20 protein-coding genes are annotated in these 21627 nt (G+C 64.8%); 9 read left to right on the top strand and 11 right to left on the bottom strand.

Annotation, left to right across the window (positions count from 1 at the left end; all coding sequences use genetic code 11):
- Positions 1-11 precede the first annotated feature (11 nt).
- The 3 genes from coaBC to KU306_RS09965 all read right to left on the bottom strand — a co-directional run bounded on the left by coaBC (position 12) and on the right by KU306_RS09965 (position 3030).
- Positions 12-1169, bottom strand: coding sequence for a bifunctional phosphopantothenoylcysteine decarboxylase/phosphopantothenate--cysteine ligase CoaBC (gene coaBC / locus KU306_RS09975; protein WP_258301852.1), 1158 nt, complete (start codon positions 1167-1169; stop codon positions 12-14).
- A 66-nt stretch (positions 1170-1235) separates the two neighbouring features.
- Complete coding sequence (locus tag KU306_RS09970; RefSeq protein ID WP_258301851.1) at positions 1236-2015, bottom strand: FAD-dependent oxidoreductase; 780 nt, start codon at positions 2013-2015, stop codon at positions 1236-1238.
- Between the two features lie 37 nt (positions 2016-2052).
- Complete coding sequence (locus tag KU306_RS09965; RefSeq protein ID WP_258301850.1) at positions 2053-3030, bottom strand: DUF7551 domain-containing protein; 978 nt, start codon at positions 3028-3030, stop codon at positions 2053-2055.
- A gap of 119 nt (positions 3031-3149) precedes the next feature.
- On the opposite strand from KU306_RS09965, the gene KU306_RS09960 reads away from it, so the two are divergent.
- The 3 genes from KU306_RS09960 (at position 3150) to KU306_RS09950 (ending at position 6857) form a co-directional block, all read left to right on the top strand.
- Entirely contained in the window at positions 3150-3674 is a 525-nt protein-coding gene (locus KU306_RS09960; protein ID WP_074792646.1) for a type II toxin-antitoxin system RatA family toxin, read from the top strand.
- 147 nt (positions 3675-3821) lie between these two features.
- Positions 3822-5159 (top strand): Trk system potassium transporter TrkA, encoded by a 1338-nt coding sequence (gene trkA / locus KU306_RS09955; protein ID WP_007539207.1) that lies wholly within the window; start codon positions 3822-3824, stop codon positions 5157-5159.
- 93 nt (positions 5160-5252) lie between these two features.
- A complete protein-coding gene (locus KU306_RS09950) occupies positions 5253-6857 on the top strand; it encodes a TrkH family potassium uptake protein (RefSeq protein ID WP_258301849.1) in 1605 nt (534 codons plus the stop codon).
- Between the two features lie 27 nt (positions 6858-6884).
- Here KU306_RS09950 and KU306_RS09945 read toward each other — a convergent pair whose 3' ends face one another.
- Entirely contained in the window at positions 6885-8546 is a 1662-nt protein-coding gene (locus tag KU306_RS09945) for a TrkH family potassium uptake protein (protein WP_258301848.1), read from the bottom strand.
- Positions 8546-9226, bottom strand: coding sequence for a potassium channel family protein (locus KU306_RS09940; protein WP_258301847.1), 681 nt, complete (start codon positions 9224-9226; stop codon positions 8546-8548). The genes KU306_RS09945 and KU306_RS09940 overlap by 1 nt, the downstream gene beginning before the upstream one ends.
- 325 nt (positions 9227-9551) lie before the next feature.
- On the opposite strand from KU306_RS09940, the gene KU306_RS09935 reads away from it, so the two are divergent.
- A complete protein-coding gene (locus tag KU306_RS09935) occupies positions 9552-10421 on the top strand; it encodes a CARDB domain-containing protein (RefSeq protein WP_258301846.1) in 870 nt (289 codons plus the stop codon).
- 63 nt (positions 10422-10484) lie between these two features.
- Here the strand turns inward: KU306_RS09935 and gatA are convergent, their stop codons facing one another.
- Both gatA and gatC read right to left on the bottom strand, forming a co-directional pair.
- A complete protein-coding gene (gene gatA, locus KU306_RS09930) occupies positions 10485-11756 on the bottom strand; it encodes an Asp-tRNA(Asn)/Glu-tRNA(Gln) amidotransferase subunit GatA (protein ID WP_007539190.1) in 1272 nt (423 codons plus the stop codon).
- On the bottom strand, positions 11756-12034 hold the full coding sequence (gene gatC / locus KU306_RS09925; protein WP_049907601.1) for an Asp-tRNA(Asn)/Glu-tRNA(Gln) amidotransferase subunit GatC: 279 nt from the start codon (positions 12032-12034) through the stop codon (positions 11756-11758). Before gatC ends, gatA begins: the two co-directional genes overlap by 1 nt.
- A gap of 223 nt (positions 12035-12257) precedes the next feature.
- Between gatC and KU306_RS09920 the strand changes: the two genes are divergently transcribed.
- Positions 12258-13205 (top strand): transcription initiation factor IIB, encoded by a 948-nt coding sequence (locus KU306_RS09920; protein WP_258301845.1) that lies wholly within the window; start codon positions 12258-12260, stop codon positions 13203-13205.
- 80 nt (positions 13206-13285) lie between these two features.
- Positions 13286-13759 carry an NUDIX hydrolase gene (locus KU306_RS09915; RefSeq protein ID WP_258301844.1) on the top strand — a complete coding sequence of 158 codons (474 nt, stop codon included), beginning with the start codon at positions 13286-13288 and terminating at the stop codon, positions 13757-13759.
- Positions 13760-13771: 12 nt separating this feature from the next.
- Here the strand turns inward: KU306_RS09915 and KU306_RS09910 are convergent, their stop codons facing one another.
- Together KU306_RS09910 and KU306_RS09905 are read right to left on the bottom strand one after the other, a co-directional pair.
- The gene (locus tag KU306_RS09910) at positions 13772-14863 is read right to left on the bottom strand and encodes an asparagine synthase C-terminal domain-containing protein (RefSeq protein ID WP_007539183.1); all 1092 of its coding nucleotides are present in this window, start codon (positions 14861-14863) and stop codon (positions 13772-13774) included.
- Positions 14863-15546: a PHP domain-containing protein gene (locus tag KU306_RS09905; protein WP_007539181.1), complete on the bottom strand. Its 684-nt coding sequence runs from the start codon at positions 15544-15546 to the stop codon at positions 14863-14865. The genes KU306_RS09910 and KU306_RS09905 overlap by 1 nt, the downstream gene beginning before the upstream one ends.
- Positions 15547-15776: 230 nt before the next feature.
- On the opposite strand from KU306_RS09905, the gene KU306_RS09900 reads away from it, so the two are divergent.
- The gene (locus tag KU306_RS09900; RefSeq protein ID WP_007539179.1) at positions 15777-16211 is read left to right on the top strand and encodes a CBS domain-containing protein; all 435 of its coding nucleotides are present in this window, start codon (positions 15777-15779) and stop codon (positions 16209-16211) included.
- Between the two features lie 96 nt (positions 16212-16307).
- Positions 16308-18416 carry a phosphoribosylformylglycinamidine synthase subunit PurL gene (purL, locus tag KU306_RS09895; protein WP_258301843.1) on the top strand — a complete coding sequence of 703 codons (2109 nt, stop codon included), beginning with the start codon at positions 16308-16310 and terminating at the stop codon, positions 18414-18416.
- A 17-nt stretch (positions 18417-18433) separates the two neighbouring features.
- On the opposite strand, the gene KU306_RS09890 is transcribed toward purL, so the two are convergent.
- Positions 18434-19405, bottom strand: coding sequence for a quinone oxidoreductase family protein (locus KU306_RS09890; RefSeq protein WP_258301842.1), 972 nt, complete (start codon positions 19403-19405; stop codon positions 18434-18436).
- Between the two features lie 66 nt (positions 19406-19471).
- Entirely contained in the window at positions 19472-19672 is a 201-nt protein-coding gene (locus KU306_RS09885) for a DUF7550 family protein (RefSeq protein ID WP_425499522.1), read from the bottom strand.
- Positions 19673-19795: 123 nt separating this feature from the next.
- Between KU306_RS09885 and KU306_RS09880 the strand changes: the two genes are divergently transcribed.
- Positions 19796-21622, top strand: coding sequence for a glycoside hydrolase family 13 protein (locus KU306_RS09880; RefSeq protein ID WP_258301840.1), 1827 nt, complete (start codon positions 19796-19798; stop codon positions 21620-21622).
- Positions 21623-21627 lie beyond the last annotated feature (5 nt).

Here is a 21627-nt window from a genome sequence, read left to right as displayed (position 1 = left end):
GACGACTTTTTTTAGGAGAGTTCGCGTTCGAGTTCCGACGCGACGCGAGCACCGAGTTCGGCTTTCGAGCCAGCGAACTCGCCGATATCGTCGTCGCGGACGACGAGCGCACGCGTTTCGTCCGACCCCATCACCGAGGCGTCGTTGGCGACGACGAACGCGAGACTGGCGCGGTCCATGATTCGCCGCGCCTGTTCGACCATCGCGTCGTCGTCGCCGGACGTCTCGGCTTTGAAGCCGACGATAGGGAGGTCGGGATGTGACTCTCGAACCGTGTCGATGAGCTTCGGCACTGGCTGGAGGTCGAGTGTGATGGCGTCGCCGGAACGAATCTTCTGGTCTGCGGCCTCGACGGTGAAATCCGAGATGGCGGCCGCAGAGACGAGGGCGTCGGCACCGGCGTCGACCGCCGCTTGGACGGCGTCGAGCATCTCTGCGGCGGATTCGACGGCGAGCACGTCGGCGTAGTGAACGTCGTCGCCGTCGTGGACGAGCGTCACGTCGGCACCGCGAATCGCCAACGCGCGGGCGACGGCGCGGCCCGTTCGCCCCGACGCGCGATTCGAGAGCGTCCGGATTGGGTCGACCGATTCGGTGGTCGACCCGGAGGTGACGACGACCGACTCTCCGGCGAGCGTCTGTTCGGTCGTCGCCTTCGCGACGCCCGTGACGATGGCCTCCTCGGTCGCGATTTTGGCCTTCCCCTCTTCGAGCCGCGGGTCGACGAACTCGACGCCCCACGACTCGACGCGCTCGATTGACTCCAAGACGCCCGGGTGGTCGTACATGGGTTCGTGCATCGCGGGCGCGACGACGACTGGCACATCTGCGCCGAGCGCGGTGGTCGCACAGGTCGTGATGGGCGTGTCGTCGATGGCGGCGGCCATCTTCCCGACGGTGTTGGCCGTCGCGGGCGCGACGAGGAACACGTCCGCCCACCCCTCGCGGCCGCAGAGTTCGACGTGTTCGACGCGGCCGGTAATCTCGGTGACGACGTCGTGCTCGGTGGCGAACTCGACGGCCCACGGGTGGATGATACTCGTCGCGGCGTTCGACATCACTGCACGAACGGACGCCCCCTGTCGGCGGAGTTCGTGCGCCAACTCGACGACTTTCACGGCCGCGATACTCCCGGACACCCCGAGCGCGACGTTGACACCTTCCAGCATTCACTCGTCTCTGCGCCCGCTATCGATTAAAAAGATTCGCGTCTGTGGCCCGTTCGGAGGCCGCCGTTATTCGTCGAGCCGGCCGAGTTCGTCTTCGACGAGACTCGGGTGGGTCCGCTGTGGCTCGGGGTGGTCGTCGGCGAAGAACTCCTGTATGACCTCGCGCGACTCGCGTTCGCGGCGGTCGCGCTCGTCGGCGTCGATTTCTTCGCACGCCGGAGGGACCTCGCGCCCGCGACCCGTGAAGTAGCCCTCGGGCGTGACCCAGTCGTTGTAGAACGCCGTGCCGGTGTCGTGGACGAGCGTAATCGCGGTCTCCGCGGCGTCGCCGGCGGCGACGACCGTCTGGTGGTAGATTTCGGTGATTCGACCCGCTGCATAGAGGCCGGAAACGGCGGTTCGGCCGAGGTCGTCGACGTCGACGTACGTCTTCGACCCGGCGCTTCGGAGTTCGACGCCGGTGTCTTCGAGATACGACGCGTCGGCCCACGAGGCGGCGATGACCCGCGTTGCAGCGATGGTTTCTTCGCCGCCTTCGGTCTCGACCGTCGCTTCGAAAAGCGGGTCGTCTTCGGTTCCGAGCACGTCGAGGTCGACGACGAGACCGGTCAGGAAATCGGCACCCGAGCGGTCGGCCTGTTCGGTCAGGAGGTCGGTGAAGAGTCTGCTGTTGACGCCCGCCGGGAAGCCGGGGACGTTTTCGAGGTGCGCGTTACGTCGAACGATGGACTCACCAGCGTTCACGACGAGCGTGTCGAGGCCCGCGCGGGCGAGAAACGTCGCCGCGGTGAGGCCTGCGACGCCACCGCCGACGACGAGGACGTCTCGCGGATTCGTCTCAGACATGCGCGGCGGTACACTCCCCGAAAATAAAGGTTCGCCGTTAGTCGCTTTGGCCCGGCCGCTCCGAGCGAAGCGGTGCAGCCGAATCGTTCAGCCACCGGTTTTCGACGGCATCGACGCTGACGAGACCAGCCGATTCGCAGTGTGTCCCCGTCTGGAGGCGGAGTCGCCACCGGGAGTCGGACAACGCTTCTCCGTCGAAGAACCGGACCGACTGACCGGGCGTCCGTCGGAGGAGGTCGACAGCGATTGGGAGGGTAGGGAGTCGGCCAGTCCGCTCCGCGAGCGCGTAGTCTCCGAAGGTGAGTTCCCACGAATTGGGCTGGGTCGTGTCGGTGCTGTCAGATTCGCTCTCGTCAGCGGCGGACGCTGTCGTCTGTGAATCCGCCGTCTCTGACTCGTGAGTCACTGAACGAAGCGAGTAGCCTTCGATGAACGACGCCGATTCGAGGTTCCGGAGCGTGGCTTCCACCGGGTTCGACATCGGCGCGGAAGCGAACCGCTCGGCGGCCGTCTCGACCACTGTCGTCTGTTCGGAAACGGACAGCCGAACGTCCATCTCGCTCATCATGCTCCACAGCATGGTGAGACAGAAGTCGTCTTCGTCGGAGACGACTTCGGCGAGCGTGAGGTACGTCTCCATCGCCGCGGATTCGACACTGCGCGTTCCCGTCTCGGAGAGTGCTTCGAAGACCGAGCCGGTGACGTCGTGACAAAACGAGATGTACCGCGTCCGCTCGTCGACCGAGTCGGTCACGCGCGACGCGACAGGTCCGTTCGATTCCTCGTGGACCAACGGGTCGTAGTAGGGGACTGCGGGGTCGTACCGGCGGAGTGCGGCCCGGTACTTCTTGGCGAGGTCGGCCGCTTCGCTCGCCGCATCACGGTCCGGAAACCGGAGTCCGGATACGACCGACGGTTCAGTACCAAGCTTCCCACACACCACCATGTAGTCGCCGTCGGGCCGGGACAGAGACCGAACCTCCGCCCGGATATCCCGCAGCGTCCCCCCGACCATCTCATTGTTAGGTATCGAAAGGCCCCGATTATAGGTTCCGATGTTCGTGACGGCTGGACACAGTGACCCGAGACAGGCGCTCCCACAACGCTTAGTTGGTCTCGGGCAAACTCAGTGTCGTGGACGAGATAGCCGTCAGCACCGTCGTCTACCTGCCTCCCGAGGAGGTCTACGAGTTTCTCGTGGACTTCCCACGGTACGCAAACTACTCCAAGCACCTGACCGACGTGCGGCAGTTCGGCGACGGGACGCCCGGAACACGCTACCACCTCCAGTTCGCGTGGTGGAAACTCACCTACACCGCCGAGTCGCGGGTGACAGACGTCGACCCGCCGAACCGCATCGACTGGACGGTGACGAAAGACATCCACGCGACGGGGCACTGGCGTATCGAGGAACTCGACGACCTCCCGGACGACGCCCCGAGTGACGCAGCGACGGCCTCCAGAGTCTTCTTCGAAGTCGAATACGACACCCAAACGGTCTCGGCCGGCGATATCGACCTCCCGCGGTTCGTCTCTCTCGGCTGGGTCGTCGACAAGGTTCGGCCCGTTCTCCAGAAAGAAGCCGAACGAATCGTCGAGCGCATCGTCGCCGACTTAGAGGGCCAACCCCGGCGTGTCGAACTGACAGTGCATCGCTAAGCAGGCGACTGCGCGTTGTTCGGCGGCCACGTCTCCGGCTCCGACGACACAGCCTAGCGTGGGTGGGTCTTCCGCGGTGACCACCGAAGGGAAATGCACATACCCACCGCCGATACAAAGATGGGGTATGATAGGGGCTGGTCCCTCGTGCGCGTGATTATTATCGGCGCTGGACAGGTCGGGTCGTCGATTGCGGCCGACCTCGACCACACTCACGAAGTCGTCGTCATCGACTGCGACTCCGAACGGGTGGACGAACTGAACTATTCGCTCGACGTGCTCGCCATCAACGGCGACGGTACCTCGGTGGAAACGCTCGAAGAGGCCGGTATCGAGAGCGCGGACATGGTCATCGCCTCCACGGACAACGACGAGACGAACATCGTCGCCTGTGCGACCGCCAAGGCGATTTCTGAGGCGTTCACCATCGCCCGCGTGAAGAACACGGAGTACCTCCGGACGTGGCAGCGCTCCGAGAAGGCCTTCGGCGTGGACTTCATGGTGTGTACGAACCTGCTCGCCGCCGAGTCTATCGTCCGCGTCGTCGGCCTCCCGGCCGCACGCGACGTCGACCCCTTCGCAGGCGGGCAGGTCCAGATGGCCGAGTTCGAAATCGACGACGACAGCCCCGTCGCGAACCAGACGGTCCGCGAGGCCGACCGATTCGACTCGCTCACGTTCGCCGCCATCCTCCGCAACGGCGAAGTGACGATTCCGCGCGGTGACACCGTCATCAGCCCCGGCGACCGCGTGGTCGTCATCGGCAGCCCCAAGAGCGTCCAGCAGTTCGCGGCGACGATTGCGCCCGAAGAGTCGCCCGGAACCGCCGAGGAAGTCGTCGTCGTCGGCGGGAGCGAAATCGGCTATCACGTCGCCCGACTCCTCGAAGAACGCGGGTTCAAACCACGACTCGTCGAGCACGACGCAGAGCGCGCCCGCGAACTCGCCGAACTCCTCCCCGGAACCATCGTCATGGAGAGCGACGCGACCGACGTGGACTTCCTCGAACGCGAACACGTCGGCGACGCCGACCTCGTGGTCGCCGCGCTCGACTCCGACGAGAAGAACCTCCTCGTGTCGCTTCTGGCCGGTCGTCTCGGCGTCGAACGAACCGTCGCCGTCATCGACACGACGCCGTACGTCGAACTGTTCGAGGCCGTCGGGGTCGACATCGGCGTCAGTCCCCGAGAAGTCGTCGCCGAGGAGATTACGCGCTTCACTCGCGAGGGTGGTGCCGAGAACGTCGCGCTCATCGAGACGGACAAGGCGGAAGTCCTCGAAATCGAGGTCGACGCCGACAGCATCCTCGCGGGAACACCGATTCGAGAGTCGATTGCCGACCTCCCCGAGGGTGTCGTCATCGGCGCGATAACGCGCAGACGCGAGTTCATCACCCCGCGGGGTGACACGGTCATCGAACCCGGCGACCACGTCGTCGTCTTCGTCGATAGCACGGTCATCGGCGACGTGTCGCCGAAGCTCTGAGAACCGCGATAGCGCCCGCCGCGACACGGATTCACGGACCTGTCGCCGAATCCGAACAGGCAAAACCCCGGCGCACGGAACGTTCTGCCACAGATGAAACTTCGCGTCGACTATCGAGCAAGCCTCCGTCTCGTGGGGACGGTGTTGAAGTATCTTGCAGTCCCCCTTTCTTTCCCACTTGTCGTCTCACTGTATTACGGCGAGTCGGTGATGCCGTTTGTCGTCACCATGGGGCTCACCGTGCTCGTCGGCAGCGGCCTCGAACAACTCTCGGAATCCCCCGATATCGGTGCCCGCGAGGGGTTCTTGATGGTCGCAGCGACGTGGTTTGCCGTCACCGTGGTCGGAGCGATTCCGTTCCTCATCGAGGCCAACGGCATCCCCTTTGTCACGTCGGCGATTCACCCCGAATCGACGCTGGCGAATCCGGTGAACGCGTTGTTCGAGAGTATGAGCGGGTTTACGACGACGGGAGCGACCGTTCTCGGCGACATCTCGTTCGACTCCCACACCCGCGGCATCATGATGTGGCGACAGCTCACGCAGTGGCTCGGCGGGATGGGTATCGTCGTCCTCGCGGTCGCGATTCTCCCGGAGCTGTCGGTCGGGGGCGCACAGTTGATGGACGCCGAAGCGCCCGGCCCCGGCATCGAGAAGCTCACCCCGCGCATCGCGGAGACGGCCCGTGCGCTGTGGGGCGCGTACCTCGGCCTCACCGTCCTCGAAATCGTCCTTCTGTACGGTCTCTACCTCACGGGCTTCGCGCCGAACATGGACGTGTACAACGCCATCGCCCACGGCTTGACGACGATGCCGACAGGCGGGTTCTCTCCCGAAGCGCGGAGTATCGAGGCCTTCTCAGCCGCCGCTCAGTGGGTTATCATCCCCTTCATGGTCGCTGCGGGGACCAACTTCGCCCTGTTTTGGCACGTCCTCACCGGTGACCCGAAGAAACTCGTCCGCGACACCGAGTTCAAGTTCTACCTCGGTGTCATCGGCGTCATCTCGGCGATTCTCGCCGCCGTCCTCTTCCTCGGTGACGGCCTCGTCTCCGTCGCACCGTCGGATGGGACGTACGACCAACTGTATCTCGAAGGCGTCCGCAACGCCATCATCGGCAGTCCCGAGTCGTCGCTGCGACAGTCGGTGTTCCAAGTCGTCTCTATCGTCACGACGACTGGCTACGCGAGCATGGACTTCAACGCGTGGAGCGCGCCGACCCAGTACGGCCTCCTGTTCGCCATGTTCATCGGCGGCTCCGCGGGGTCGACCGGTGGTGCCATCAAAATCGTCCGGTGGTACGTCATCCTGAAATCGCTCCGTCGAGAGCTGTTCACGACGGCCCACCCCGAGGCGATTCGCCCCGTCCGACTCGCCGGGCGCGCGGTCGACGAGCGAGCCATCCGCGGTATCTACGCCTTTACGCTCCTGTATCTCGTCTTGTTCTTCGTCTCGACCGGCCTCGTCCACCTCGACGCCGCGCGAATCGGGTTGCAGGTGAGCGTCCTCGAATCGATGAGCGCCGTCGCCGCGACGCTCGGGAACGTCGGGCCGGGCTTCGGGGTCGTCGGCCCGATGGGGAGCTATCTCGACTTCTCGAACAGTTCGAAGCTCTACATGGTCCTCCTGATGTGGGTCGGCCGACTGGAGATTCTGCCGGTGCTCGTGTTGTTCACGCCCGAGTACTGGCGACGATAAGCGGGGCCGAAAAGCCGCCTTCGAACGCTACGGGTTCAACCCGTAGAGGACAGACCGGAAGAACACCAACACGGGGATGATTTCGAGGCGGCCAATCCACATGTTGAAGAGGAACATCGTCTCGGCGTAGGGGTTCATCGACGGCCCGGTGATGCCCGTGGAGATGCCGACGTTCCCCTGTGCGCTCGCAACTTCGAAGAGCGCGTCCGCGTAGGTGAACTCCGGTCCGGCGAGGTTCACGAGGAGGACGCTCGACGCGACGAGCAAGAGCACCCAGAGCATCGAGACGATAGCCGCCTCGGAGAACTCGCGTTCCATCTCGGACCGAGAGAGGCGGCGACCGTTCATCTCGATGTTGACGACGGTGCTCTCGGGCAGGAACACGCGAGAGAACTGCCACTGGATGCCGCGAGAGATGGTGTATCCGCGAATGATTTTGATGCCGCCGACGGTCGACCCGGCAGCGCCGCCGAGGGTCATCGCACCGGAGAGAAGTAGTTTGCCGCCGTCAGACCACTGACCGAGAGGAGCGGCCTGAAAGCCCGTACACGAGAGCGCGCTCACCCAGTGGAACGCCGAGTCGCGGATGGCGTCCGCACCCGGCCCGCCGACGACGCCCGCGAGACCGAAGTAATCGGTCGTTTCGACGAACGCGCTTCCGGCGGTCGCCGGGAGGGAGACGAGGTTCTGGAGCGTGAGTCCCGCGATACCGACGCCGAAGATGACGAGCAACCACCGGGTCTGGAGGTCCGTCCACAACTTGTCGACGTCCCGGTTTCGAAGGATGGTGTAGTGGACGGGGAAGGCGATTGCGCCGAGCGCCATGATGGGAAGCAACACCGTCTCGATGAGCGGCGAGTCGTACGTGCCAATCGAGTTGTCGGTGACGGCGAACCCGCCGGTCGAAAGTCCGGTCATCGCGTGATTGAGCGCCTGCCACGCGACTTCCCAGAGCGGGAGCGTCGAGCCGTAGGCACTCGCTCGAATGGCGAAAAAGAGGACGACCACCGACAACAGGGTGTAGCCGACGAAAATCTTCCACACCGTCCGGACGGTGGAGACGACGCTCGGGTGAATCTTCTCTTCGCGTGCCTCGCCGCGGTAGAGGGCGTAACTTCCGCTTCCCGGCCGAGAGAGAATCGAGACGGTGAGGACGATGACGCCCACGCCGCCGACCCACTGGATGAGAGAACGCCACCACTGAATCGTCCGCGGCAGCGACGGTTCGTGGATACCCATCGTGAGTCCGCTGCCGGTCCATCCGCTCATGCTCTCGAACAGCGCGTGCAGCGGGTTGCGGAAGTAGACGAGACTCGACTGGGTGTACTCCACACCGGCGGGGACGAGCGCCGAAAAGGCCGCGTCGGGGGCGAAGTGCGCCGTAAGGTAGAACGGGAGCGACCCGAAGGAAGCGGTAGCGAACCATCCGGCCGCCGCGATAATCATCCCGTGTTTCATCCGCGGTGCGGGGGCCGACTGGAAGGCCTTTCGAGCGCCCAAACCGACGGCGGCAGTGGCACCGGCGGCGGTGAAAAAGGCGAGCGCGGCGTACCATTCGCCGAATCCGACGGCGACGAGCACCGAGACGGTCATCAACAACGACTCCATCGCGAGGAGCGACCCGACGTCGCGGGCGATGACCGCGAGGTCGAGGGGCCATCCGGCGACGGTTCGGCCGCGGCGAACCATCAGTGGTCCTCGTAGTGACCGAACACGTCGGTCACGTCGGGTGTCGCACCCTGTCCGGAGTAGACGGTCAGGAGGTCTCCGCCGTGAATGGTCGTCCCGCCGCGGGGCGTGATGGGGGTTTCGTCGCCGTCGCGTTCGACAGCGACGATGAGCGTATCGCCGTCGAGGAGGTTCTCGCGGGCCGCGTCCTGAATGGTCAAGCCAGCAATCGGCGCGTCCTCGTCGACGCGGATTTCGAAGACTTCGGCGTGTTCGCCGACCCGCATGTAATCGACGATGGAGGGGCGTTTCACCGCGCGGTAGAGATACTCGGCGATGAGTCGCTGCGGGTTCTCCATCGTGTTGACGCCGATTTGGCGGTAGAGGCTCATGTGCTCGGGGTTGTGGACGACCGACACGATGTCGGGGATGTCCAGTTCCTTCGCCAGCAGACAGACCATGATGTTGGTCGCGTCCTTGTCCGTCGTCGTGATGATGGCGTCGGCGCGGTCCGCTCCGGCCTCCAAGAGCGTCTGTTTGACGGTCGCATCGTCGTTGAGGACGAGACAGTCGAACGTTGCCGCGGCTTTCTCGGCTTTATCCTCGTCGCGCTCGACGACGACCACCTCGTTGCCACCCTCGGTGGCAATCTCTATGAGCGGCGTCCCGATGTTGCCAGCACCGACGACGATGATGTACATGACGTTCCGCCGTGGGCGTCGGGGCGTGGAAAAACTATCGGCATGGCGGTGGGTTTTCGGCTCCCGAAACGTACGCTGTCTTCGCTCTCGATTGGGAAACGAACCTCACACACGTTTTGGAATCCACAACGGCGGCGCGGTCGGGTCCATCGAGAGTGACGAATTCCAGGTGAGAACCATCAGACCCGACGCGAAATTTGTCATCTTCAATCGTGTTTGATACCGTATGCATCGGCCGGTCACCCGACTCGCTCCGGGGCCGATTCCCGTCTGAACCGGACAGCCCCCTGAAAGCTTATTCCGAGGCGTGCTCGGAGTACGAAGTATGTCCCCCGCTACGCCCTCCCGACGGGACGTGCTCGGTCTCGGCGGCGCGACGCTCGCCCTCCTCGCAGGCTGTCTGGGGAACCCGACGGTACCCGGAGACGAGTCGCCGCCGTCAGAACAGCCCTCCACCACAGGGCCAACAGACGCGACGACAGCCGACCCGGCCGACGTAACCGTCTCGAACGTCCAACTCACCCCGGAACTCGTCGCCCTCAACTCGCCGGACTCCATCGGGACGTTCGGCGACAGAGACGAGCAGTTCGTCATCGTCACCATCCACGTCGATGGTGAGTCCGGCCCTCGGGGAGACGCGTTCTCGCTCTCGACGGAGAATCAGACCTTCTCGCCGACGCCGCCCGACGATTTGCCGGCGTACGGTCGGCTGTGGTCCCGTGGGCTCGCATACGGCGCTGATGACGAAGAACGAACGTCGGGATATCTCGTCTTCTCGGTGCCAAAGCCACTCGACGCCACCACGGTCGTCTTTCGAGGCCCCAACGGGAAGTTCGAACTCGGCGCTGACGCCCGCTCGACGCTCGCGCGACCCCCGACTGACTTCTCGGTCACCGAGGTCTCCGCTCCCGAGCGCGTCGAAAGCGGCAGCGACGTGACGCTGTCAGCGACCATAACGAACACCGGGTCGGAAGCTGGGACGTTCGTCGGCGCGCTCAACCGCTCTGGGCCACTCGTCGCCTATACACCAATCAAACGCGTCGAAGCCGAACTCACGGCGGGTAAATCGACCACGTTGACGTACTCGTACATACCCTCTCTCGACGGCGGCACTGAGTCGAGACCGATGTCTCTATACCTCAACTGGCGCGGCGGGTCGGTGTCGACCGAAACGACGGTCGAACCGCCGTCGTGATGGTGTGAGAGGCGGGGAAACCGCCGTCGTAAGTCTGAAAGCGGGCGACCCGCCTTCCGAAAATTAGTTCTCGACCGCGGATGCAGCGCGGACGATGGTCTCTTCGCCGAACTTCGGCCCGATGAGCTGAAGTCCGACTGGGAGTCCGTCGGTCTCGCCCGCGGGGACGGAAATCGCGGGGAGGTTCGCGAGGTTCACCGGGACAGTGTTCGCGTCGGCGAGATACATCTGCAGCGGGTCGTCGAGGCTCTCGCCGAGTTCGAACGGCGGGACGGGCATCGTCGGCGACGCCAGCACGTCAGCGTCCTCGAAGGCGGCGTCGAAGTCCTGCTTGACCCACGCGCGGGCGTCCTGGGCCTTCGCGTAGTACTTGTCGTGGTAGCCTGCGGAGAGGGCGTACGTGCCGAGGAGGATACGGCGCTTGACCTCGGAACCGAAGCCCTCCTCGCGGGCGCGAGCGAAGGCGTCGTTCCAGTTGCCCTCGTAGCCGCCGGACTTGCCGTATCGGACGCCGTCGAAGCGCGCGAGGTTCGAAGAGGCCTCGGACATGGCGATGACGTAGTAGGCTGCGACCGCCTTCTCGGTCGAGGGCATGCTGACCTCGTGGTACTCGGCACCCTGTGCTTCGAGTTCGTCGAGGGCGTCCCAGAACGCGGCTTTGACGCCCTCGTCTGCGCCGTCGACCAGTTCGGTCGGGACGCCGATAGTGAGACCCTCTACGTCGCCGTCGGCGGCCGCGGCGAAGTTCGAGTCCTCGCCCTCCTCGCGGGTCGTCGCGTCGCGCTCGTCGGGACCGGCGATGACGTCGAGCAGCGCGGCGGCCTCTTCGACAGACGGTGCAATCGGGCCAATCTGTTCGAGTGAGTTCGCGTAGGCGACGAGTCCGTAGCGCGAGACGAGGCCGTAGGTGGGCTTGATGCCGACGACGCCACAGAACGCCGCGGGACAGCGGATGGAACCGCCCGTGTCGGTTCCGAGCGCGAGGTCGGCCTCACCGGCGGCGACGGCGGCCGCAGAGCCACCGGAAGAGCCACCGGGGACACGAGACTCGTCCACCGGGTTCTTGGTCGGACCGTAGGCCGAGGTCTCGGTGGTGGTCCCCATTCCGAACTCGTCCATGTTGGCCTTGCCGACGATGGTCGCGCCCGCGTCCTTGAGGCGTTCGACGACCGTCGCGTCGTACGGCGGGACGTAGTCTTCGAGCATCTCCGACCCGCAGGTCGTACGCAGGCCCTCGGTCGAGATGTTGTCCTTCACGGCGATGGACTTCCCCGAGAGCGGGCCGTCATCGTCGCTTTCGACCGTCTCCTTCGTGATGAATGCGTTCAGAGACATCAGGACACCCGTGGGCCTTTGAAGAAGCCGTCTTCGGTCTCTGCGGCGTTCGAGAGCGCCTCCTCTTGGGTCAGTCCTTCGCGGACCTCGTCGGCGCGCATCACGTTCACCAGTTCGTCCTCGCGGTCGACTTCGGGGACTTCGTCGAGGGCATCGAAGTACTCCAGGATGTCCGCGAACTGCGCCGCGAACTCCTCGACTTCGTCCTCGTCGAGGTCGACCCGCGCCAACTCGGCGACATGTCGAACCTCGTCGGCATCGACGGGCGTATCGCTCATGTATCGGAGGTGTCGGAGACCGGGAGTAAGGGTTTCGGTGTGCGCCGTTTCGTCTGGCATCCGGTTCACCCGAACGCCCCTCAGCCCTATTCCGTCCTTTCCTAGCCGTCAGATATAAGTAATCGCCCTCGATACAAATGAGTGAGAACGACCGTTCGCAGTTGCTTCTCTGCAACCCAAAATGACAGAAAGTGTTCGACGTTTTACGACCGATAACGCGCGCGTGCGCAACAAGAACGAAGCCGAAACCGAAGACACCCGAGACCGAACCCTCGAATGCCCAGAGTGTGAGTCAGAGACCCTCGTATCCGACACGGAGCACGGCGAGACCGTCTGTGACGACTGTGGTCTCGTCGTCGAAGAAAACGAGATAGACCACGGTCCCGAGTGGCGAGCGTTCAACTCCACGGAGAAAAACCAGAAGTCCCGCGTCGGCGCGCCGACGACCAACATGATGCACGACAAGGGGCTGTCGACCAACATCGGCTGGCAGAACAAGGACGCCTACGGCCGGTCGCTGTCCTCGCGCCAACGCGAGAAGATGCAGCGCCTTCGCACGTGGAACGAGCGCTTCCGCACCCGCGACTCCAAGGAACGCAACCTCAAGCAGGCGCTCGGCGAAATCGACCGCATGGCCTCCGCGCTCGGCCTTCCCGAGAACGTCCGAGAGACCGCCTCGGTCATCTACCGTCGCGCCCTCAACGACGACCTGCTCCCCGGCCGCTCTATCGAGGGCGTCGCAACGTCCTCACTCTACGCGGCCGCTCGCATGGCCGACACGCCGCGCTCGCTCGACGAAATCACGAGCGTCTCGCGCGTGGAAAAGGACGAAATCGCCCGAACCTACCGCTACGTGGTACGCGAGCTCAAGCTCGAAATCAAGCCCGCCGACCCCGAGCAGTACGTCCCGCGATTCGCCAGCGAACTCGGCCTCTCCGACGAGCCGGAACGCCGCGCACGCCAACTCCTGAAGAACGCCAAAGAACAGAGCGTCCACTCGGGCAAGTCGCCGGTCGGCCTCGCCGCCGCCGCCGTCTACGCCGCGTCGCTCCTCACCAACGAGAAAGTGACCCAAAACGAGGTCTCCGAGGTGGCCAACATCTCCGAAGTGACCATCCGCAACCGCTACCACGAACTCCTCGAAGCCGAAGAGAAGGCGCAAGTCCCCTAATACGGTCGCCAGTTTCGAGCCGCGTTCCAGCCGGAGTCGATTTTCGAAACATCGATACAGCTCCCTCGATAGCGTCGCGCATGGAGACGACCCGACACTTCACCGCCACCGTCTACATCGTCAACGACGGCGCTGTCGCCCTCCACGAGCACAGACGCCTCGGCATCCGCATCCCGCCGGGCGGCCACGTCGATAGGGACGAACTCCCGCACGAAGCGGGACTGCGAGAAGTCGAAGAAGAGACCGGTCTCGAACCCGAACTCGTCGACGACACGCCCGCGGTCCCGGCACCGGACGGTGAAGCCCTCCCGCGACCCCGCGAGCAGATGCTCTACGACATCAATATCCACGACGACGGGTCCGTCGGCCACCAACACATCGACCACATCTACTACGCCCGCGTCGAGTCGCGCGATATCGACCCCGCGCCGGGCGAAGAGGGGCCAGAAGTCTGGGAGTGGTACGGCCGCGAGGACCTCCGCGAGAGCGACCTCGACCCCGACACGGTACAGTTTGCACTGGACGCAATCGAGGTTGTCGAAGCCGCGGACTAAGCGACGAGTCAGTTATTCCACCAGCGACCGGACGTATTTCTCGACGTGGTCGTCCATCCGGCGCTTGAAGCCGGCCTGTCGGGCGAGGCGGTCGAGTTCCCGAGACGCGTACGTGCCGTACTGAACCGCCTTCTTGTCTTTTTCTGCGACAGATTCGGGGAGCACCTCGTGGGCGGCTTCCCGGAGCGCGACCTTTCGTCGGTCGCCATCGACGAGTAACTCGCCGGGGAGCGGCAGCGCAGCCTCGACGACCCGGTCGTGGAGAAGCGGCGCGACGGGTTCGACGCCTGCGGCACGAAGCACCAACACGTCGCGTTCGAGTTGGTCCGGAAGCGTCTGTATGACTTCGCGGGCCGCGCCGCGCGTCGTCTCGGCCTCGACGCGGGGGTCGTCGGGTGCCTTGGCGACCTTAGCGTATCCGCCGAAGAGTTCGTCTGCGCCCTGTCCGACCGCGAGGCGGTCGTAGCCGTCGGCGGCGACCTGCTCGGCCAGCAAGTAGAGCGGGAGGACGATTTGCACGTCCATCGGGTTGGTTCGACCGAGCGCCGCGACGATTTCCGGGACGGCGCGCTCGATAGCGTCGTGAGTGAGTTCGACGACGCGAAGGTCGAGGCCCATCGCGTCGGCGGCCCCGCGCGCGGCGTCGATGTCGTGCGAGCCCTCGAACCCCGCGACGTAGCAGGGTGCGTCGGGGACGCCCGCGGCGACGACCGCCGAATCGACACCGCCGGAGAACGCGACTGCGAGACCGTCGTCGTCGATATCGCGGACAGACTCCAAGACGGCGTCTCGCACGGCGGCCAGTGCCTCGTCGCGGTCGGATGCGACAGGAGGGTCTGGAAGCGTCCAGACCGCGCGGGTCTCGCTGTCTGCGTCTGAACTGATAGGGCGAGCGTAACCGGCAGGGACCGACACCGGGTCCGAGAGGTCGCGGCGGTCGAAGGCCCACGAATCCGGGTCGTCGCGGTCCCAAAAGAGCGGTTGCCGACCGAGAACGTCTCTGACGAGTTGGCCGTCGAGTACACCGGCGAATCCCGCGGTTCCGGGCAACGAGTCACCACTTGCGAGGGCCTGTCGAACGACAGACTCGTCGGCACCGCGCATCACAGGAGGTCAGACAGGGCGTGTTTCACACGGCGTTTCGCGCCGCCGGCGGCCTGCTGGAACGAGATGCGCCACGGCGTCTTGCTGCCGACGACGCTGGTCCGGCCGTCGAGGATGGCGTCGAGAATCGACTCGACGCTCCGGGTGTCGGTTCCGACTTCGGTGACGGCTTGACCGACCATCTCGGCGATGTGGGCGTCGCTTCCGGCGGTCATCGGCAGTCCGCGTCGCTTCGCGAAGCGTTCGGCGCGCTGGTTTGCGATGCCCGTCAAGAGCCGCGAGTTGTACGTCTCGATGGCGTCCGCCGCGGCGAGTTGGTTCCGAGAGATGTGCGGGGCGACGCCGTGGCGAGACTTCTGGAACGGATGTGGAACGATGGCGATACCGCCAGCGTCGTGGATGCGGTCGAGCGTCTCATCGTACGAGAGCCCCGCGGGGATGAGTTCCTCGACACCGAGTGCCAAGACGTGGCCCGCAGCGCACGTGACTTCCATCCCCGGAATGCCGACCAGTCCGTAGTCGTCCGCGATAGCCGCCGCTTCGAGACTCGCGTCGATCTCGTCGTGGTCGGTCACAGCGAGCGCATCCAGACCCACCGCGACCGCCTGTTCGAGGAGGTATTCGACCGGGTCTCGCCCGTCGTACGAAAGCGAGGAGTGCGAGTGCAACTCGACCGATAACACGTGGTACCCTAACAACGGGGTCTAAAAAAGCGCCCCGGTCCCGGTTCGATAGCCGACTCCCGGCGGGTGCACGCGGTGACAACGCCGTCTCCGTGAAACTCTCCGATACGGGACTTACCGATAGAACGTGAAAAAATGTCAGCACATAGGTATAATATCCCAACCGACGAACGTCTAGCGTGGTGGTGAGCCACGAGTGTCGTGGCGGGTCCACCGAGGGGTGAGTAGAGATGACAGTACGAGATATTGCACGACCGAAGGACGAACTGGTGACAGCGAAGCACGACACACCGGTACGCGAGCTGGCGAAGCTGATGGAAGACCGAACCGTCGGCTCCATCGTCATCGCGGACGGTGACAACATCGAGGGCATCGTCACGGACCGCGACATCGCGCTGAAATGCGTCGGCTCGGGCGGCGGCCTCGAAGGAATGACCGCAAAAGACGTGATGACGGAACGACCCTTCACGGTCGACGCCGACATGGGCGTCTTCGACCTGTTCCGCAAGATGCGCGAACACGGCGTCCGGCGTGCGCCGATAACCGACGGTGGGAAACTCACGGGCATCGTCACGATGGACGACCTGCTCGTCTTGCTCCAAGACGAGATGAGCGAACTCACCGAGATTATCCGCGCCGAATCGCCGCCGTACACGCCCGCGTGACCGGCGTCGTCGACAACGCGTGAACTCGACCATCTTTTTGAGCACGTTTGTGCACATAGAAAGGGTTTACAACCTGCGTTCTGACCATACCAGTGAATGACGCTTCCCGACGCGGACCGCGACCTCGTCGTCGCCGAACTCGGCCGCGACCCGACACCGGCCGAGGCGGTGCTCTTCGAGAACCTCTGGAGCGAACACTGTGCCTATCGGTCGTCTCGCCCCCTCCTGTCGGCGTTCGACTCGGAGGGAGACCAGGTCGTCATCGGCCCCGGTGACGACGCCGCTGTCGTCGCACTCGACGACGACACGTACATCACCCTCGGCATCGAGAGCCACAACCACCCCTCGTACGTCGACCCCTACGACGGCGCGGCGACGGGTGTCGGCGGCATCGTCCGCGACACGCTCTCGATGGGCGCGTACCCCATCGCCCTCGCCGACTCCCTGTACTTCGGCGATTTCGACCGCGAGCACTCGCGGTATCTCCTCGACGGCGTCGTCGAGGGAATCGCCGACTACGGGAACGCCATCGGCGTCCCGACGGTGACCGGCGCGACCTCGTTCCACGAAGATTACGAGGGTAATCCTCTCGTCAACGTCGCGTGTGTCGGCCTGCTCTCGGCCGACCGCCTCGTCACCGCCGAAGCACAGAAAGCCGGGAACAAACTCGTCCTCATCGGCAACTCGACCGGCCGCGACGGTCTCGGCGGCGCGTCCTTCGCCAGCGAAGACCTCGCCGAAGACGCCGAAACCGAAGACCGCCCGGCCGTGCAAGTCGGCGACCCCTACACCGAGAAACTCCTCATCGAGTGCAACGAAGCACTGCTCGACGAGGACCTCGTCGAATCCGCCCGCGACCTCGGCGCCGCCGGTCTCGGCGGCGCGTCCTCCGAACTCGTCGCCAAGGGCGGCTTCGGCGCGCACATCGACCTCAACGAGGTCCACCAGCGCGAACCGAACATGAACGCCTTCGAGATTCTGCTCTCGGAGTCCCAAGAGCGCATGTGCTACGAGGTCACCCCCGAGAACGTCGAGCGCGTGCAGGAACTCGCCGACAAGTTCGACCTCGGAAGCGCCGTCATCGGCGAGGTCGCCGACGGCAACTACGTCTGTACCTTCGACGGCGAGACCGTCGTGGACGTGCCGCCGGAGTTCCTCGCCGAAGGCGCGCCGATGAACGACCTCGACGCGACCGAACCCGAACCCGCCGAGCGCGACCTGCCTGAGGCCGACCTCGAAGACGCGTTCGAAGCGGTCGTCGCCGACCCCAACACGGCCTCCAAGCGGTGGGTCTACCGCCAGTACGACCACGAAGTCGGGCTTCGGACGGCGGTCCGACCCGGCGACGACGCCGCGATTCTCGACATCCCCGAAGCGGACACGAAACTCGCCTTCACCGCGGGTGCAGACCCCAACTGGACGAGCGCGGCCCCGTACGAGGGGTCTCGCGCCGTCGCCTTCGAGAACGCGACGAACCTCGCCGCGAAGGGCGCGACACCCCTCGCAACCGTGGACTGCCTGAACGGTGGCAACCCCGAGAAACCCGACGTGTACGGCGGCTTCAAGGGCATCGTTGACGGCCTCGCCGACATGTGCAGTGCGCTCTCGGTCCCGGTCGTCGGTGGCAACGTCTCGCTGTACAACGACTCCGTCTCGGGGCCGATTCCGCCGACGCCAACCCTCGCGATGGTCGGCACGGCAGACGGCCGAACGCCCGGCCTCTCGCTCTCTGGCGACGGCGACCTGTTCGTCGTCGGCACCGCGGGCGACGCGCTCGGCGGTTCGACCTACCTCGAAACCGTCGGCGGCGACGACGCATTCCCCGAACTCCCCGACGCCGAAGACGCCGCGACCGCCGTCGAGACGATTCACACTGTCGCCGCGGACGAATCCACGCTCGCCGTCCACGACGTGAGCCACGGCGGGCTCGCCGTCGCGCTGGCCGAGATGGTCACCGAGGAAGTCGGTGCGGACGTCGCGGTCGAAGACGTGATTTCGCTCTTCGACGAGACGCCCGGCCGCGTCGTGGTCGAGACGACAGACGAAGACGCGCTCCGTGACCTCGCGGGTGACGTGCCCGTCGTCGAACTCGGCACGACGACCGACGACGGCACGCTCACGCTCTCTGTCGGCGGCGAGAAACTCACCTACGAGGCGGGGACGATTGCCGACCTGCGCGACGTGCTGACCCGCGAACTCGACTAAAAAGACGAGAGGGTCGTCTAGGGTTCGAGGACGACCTTTCCGCTGCTCTTTCTGTCTTCGATGTACTGGTGCGCCTCGGCGGCGTCTTCGAGTGCGAACGTCTCGCCGACGATGACGTCGAGTTCGCCGGACGCCAGTAGTTCGGAGAGTTCGGGGACCGCGCCGAGGACCGACTGCGGGCGCTTCTGCATGGCGTTTCCGAGATGGAATCCGATGACGGACTTGTTCTCGAAGAGGAGTCGCGTCGTGTCGGCCTCCGCCACCTCACCCGAGGCGGCACCGTAGGTGACGACGCGGCCGAAGTCCGAGAGCGCGTCGAGGCTGTGTTGGAACGTCTCGCCGCCGACGCCGTCGAGTACGAGGTCGAGCCCCTCGCCGTCTGTCTCGTCGGCGACGACGTCGCGGAAGTCCTCCTCGGTGTACTGAATCGGGTGGTCGAGACCGAGGTCGGTCGCGAGGTCGAGTTTCTCCTCGGTGCTGGCGGTGCCGAACGTCTCTGCGCCCGCGAGGTCCGCGAGTTGGACTGCCGCGGTTCCGACACCTCCGGCGGCCGCGTGAATCAGCACCTGCTCGCCGTCTTCGAGGCCGCCCCACTCGTGGAGGCAGTTGTGGGCCGTGAGGAACTGCACGGGGAAGCCAGCGGCCTCGGCGAACGAGATGGACTCGGGGACGTCGAACAGCGCGTTCGCGGGGGCAGTGACGTACTCGGCGTAGGCCCCGGTTCCGGTCATGGCGACGACGCGCTCGCCGACCTCGCGTTCGACACCTTCACCAACGGCGTCGATGGTTCCCGCGGCCTCCAGCCCCGGCGTGTACGGTGGGGTTGGCCCGTCGCGGTAGTGGCCGCGCCGCTGCATGATGTCGGCGAAGTTAATGCCTGCTGCCTCGACGGCGATTCGAACCTCACCCGGACCGGGGTCGGGCGTCTCGGTCTCACGCACGTCGAGCGTATCGCTTCGTCCGTATTCAGTGACGACGATGGATTTCACGTCACCCGTTGGTCACGGCTCTCATAAAAGCGGAGAGAAAGCGGAAGTTCGTACAAATTGCCGGTTCTACGCGAGGATGAACGGGAGGCCGAACGTGACGGCGACGCCCACGACGAGAACGATGAAGCCGGTCGTAACCTGTCCCATCGTGAAGTCTTGCATCGGGGAGGTGACGCGGCCCTCCTCGCCCGAATGGTGGTCGTCGTGGTCGTGGTCGCCCGAATGATGGTCGTCGCTCATGTTCGAGGCGACGTATTCGCGGTACAAAAACGCACCTAACCGTCGGTGCTGGGTGTCGCTGGCGCGCCCTGAAATCGCCCACTGTAGCGATATGCAAGCAGGCCGCACTCGGCGCACAGACCTAAGTCTCATCCGGCACTCACGTCTCGTATGACTTCGACCCCCGAAGGCGGGGCGCGTCGGTGGTGGAGAGAGGCGGTCGTCTATCAGGTCTATCCGCGGAGTTTCAACGACACCGACGGGGATGGCGTCGGTGACATCCGGGGAATCGTCGAGAAAGCGGACTACCTCGCGGACCTCGGTATCGATTGCGTCTGGCTCAACCCCGTCTACGAGTCGCCCAACGTGGACAACGGCTACGACATCTCCGACTACCGCGCCATCATGGCCGAGTTCGGGACGATGGCCGACTGGGAAGAACTTCGGGATGCGCTCCACGACCGCGGCATTCGGCTCATCATGGACCTCGTCGTCAACCACACCTCCGACGAGCACGCGTGGTTCGTCAACTCTCGCTCGGCGACAGACGCCGACAAGCGAGACTACTACTGGTGGCGCGAAGGCCGCGACCCCGAAGAGACCGACCTCGACCCCGACGACTACGATACCCCTCCCGGCGTGGACGAAGTCCCACCGAACGACTGGGAGTCCTTCTTCGGCGGCCCCGCGTGGGCGTACGACGAGGGCACAGGCGAATGGTATCTGCACCTCTTCGACGAGCGACAACCGGACCTGAACTGGTGGAATGCGGCCGTCCGCGAAGAGGTGTTCGACATGATGCAGTGGTGGCTCGACAAGGGTATCGACGGCTTTCGGATGGACGTCATCAACCTCATCTCCAAACCGGACGGACTGCCGGACACCGACCCGGAACACGACATCCGGACCATCGACCGCGTGACGAACGGCCCGCGAATTCACGACTACCTCGGCGAGATGCGCGACCGCGTCCTCGACGAGGACCTGTTGACAGTCGGTGAGATGGTTGCCGACGAACTCCCAGTCGAACTCGCCAAACGCTACACGACGCCCGGCCCCGACGGAGACGGTCTCTCGATGGTGTTCCACTTCGAGCACATGCTTCTCGACAGAGGCGACCACATCTGGGAGACCGCAGAGTGGACGCTCCCCGACCTGAAGGCCGTCTTCGACCGCTGGCAAGCGGGCCTCGCCGAGGAGGGGTGGAATTCGCTGTACTTCAACAACCACGACCAACCCCGGCAGGTCTCTCGGTTCGGAGATGACGGCGCGTACCGCCGGGAGTCGGCGATGGTGCTCGCGACACTTCTGCACACCCTTCGCGGGACGCCCTACATCTACCAGGGCGAGGAGTTGGGCATGACCAACTATCCCTTCGAATCGCTCGACGAGTTCCGCGACGTGGATACGCTCAACCCCGTCCGCAGAGCCATCGACGGAGGAGTGATATCGGACTTCGACTCGGTGAAAGACGCAGTCTGCACCAACAGCCGCGACAATGCCCGCACGCCGATGCAGTGGGACGACAGCGAGTACGCGGGGTTCACGGCCCCCGATGCCGAGCCGTGGATGCCGGTCAATCCGAACAAGGACGAAATCAACGTCGCCGACGCCCGCGCCGACCCCGAGTCGGTGTGGCACTACTACCGCGACCTCATCTCGCTTCGAAAGGAGCGCGACGTGATTGTTTACGGAGACTACGAGCCCCTCACGCCCGACCACGAGTCGCTGTGGGTGTACACGCGGACGCTCGACACTGAATCCGGAGACGACCCGGACACGGCTACCGGCCGAGACACAAACCGAGACACGAACCAAGACACCATCCTCGTCGTCCTCAACTTCGACAGCAGCGAGACGCGATTCGAACCGCCAGACGAACTCGACGGCCGTCCCGCCGACGTCCTGCTGTCGAACTACGACACGACTGTCGAGGCGGTCGAGTCCGAGACGCTCCGCCCGTGGGAAGCCCGAATATACGACCTCAGCCGCCGGTAGCGCCC

The sequence above is a fragment of the Haloferax larsenii genome, from assembly GCF_024730625.1.
Classification (GTDB): domain Archaea; phylum Halobacteriota; class Halobacteria; order Halobacteriales; family Haloferacaceae; genus Haloferax; species Haloferax larsenii.
The sequence above is the reverse complement of the archived record's forward strand: the minus strand, read 5'-3'. Positions and strand labels throughout refer to the sequence as shown.

Coding starts and splice junctions, on each gene's coding strand:
- coaBC (WP_258301852.1), bottom strand. CDS start 1,169: ATGCTGGAAGGTGTCAACGTCGCGCTCGGGGTGTCCGGGAGTATCGCG.
- KU306_RS09970 (WP_258301851.1), bottom strand. CDS start 2,015: ATGTCTGAGACGAATCCGCGAGACGTCCTCGTCGTCGGCGGTGGCGTC.
- KU306_RS09965 (WP_258301850.1), bottom strand. CDS start 3,030: ATGGTCGGGGGGACGCTGCGGGATATCCGGGCGGAGGTTCGGTCTCTG.
- KU306_RS09950 (WP_258301849.1), top strand. CDS start 5,253: ATGAAACTTCGCGTCGACTATCGAGCAAGCCTCCGTCTCGTGGGGACG.
- KU306_RS09945 (WP_258301848.1), bottom strand. CDS start 8,546: ATGGTTCGCCGCGGCCGAACCGTCGCCGGATGGCCCCTCGACCTCGCG.
- KU306_RS09940 (WP_258301847.1), bottom strand. CDS start 9,226: ATGTACATCATCGTCGTCGGTGCTGGCAACATCGGGACGCCGCTCATA.
- KU306_RS09935 (WP_258301846.1), top strand. CDS start 9,552: ATGTCCCCCGCTACGCCCTCCCGACGGGACGTGCTCGGTCTCGGCGGC.
- gatA (WP_007539190.1), bottom strand. CDS start 11,756: ATGTCTCTGAACGCATTCATCACGAAGGAGACGGTCGAAAGCGACGAT.
- gatC (WP_049907601.1), bottom strand. CDS start 12,034: ATGAGCGATACGCCCGTCGATGCCGACGAGGTTCGACATGTCGCCGAG.
- KU306_RS09915 (WP_258301844.1), top strand. CDS start 13,286: ATGGAGACGACCCGACACTTCACCGCCACCGTCTACATCGTCAACGAC.
- KU306_RS09910 (WP_007539183.1), bottom strand. CDS start 14,863: ATGCGCGGTGCCGACGAGTCTGTCGTTCGACAGGCCCTCGCAAGTGGT.
- KU306_RS09900 (WP_007539179.1), top strand. CDS start 15,777: ATGACAGTACGAGATATTGCACGACCGAAGGACGAACTGGTGACAGCG.
- purL (WP_258301843.1), top strand. CDS start 16,308: ATGACGCTTCCCGACGCGGACCGCGACCTCGTCGTCGCCGAACTCGGC.
- KU306_RS09880 (WP_258301840.1), top strand. CDS start 19,796: ATGACTTCGACCCCCGAAGGCGGGGCGCGTCGGTGGTGGAGAGAGGCG.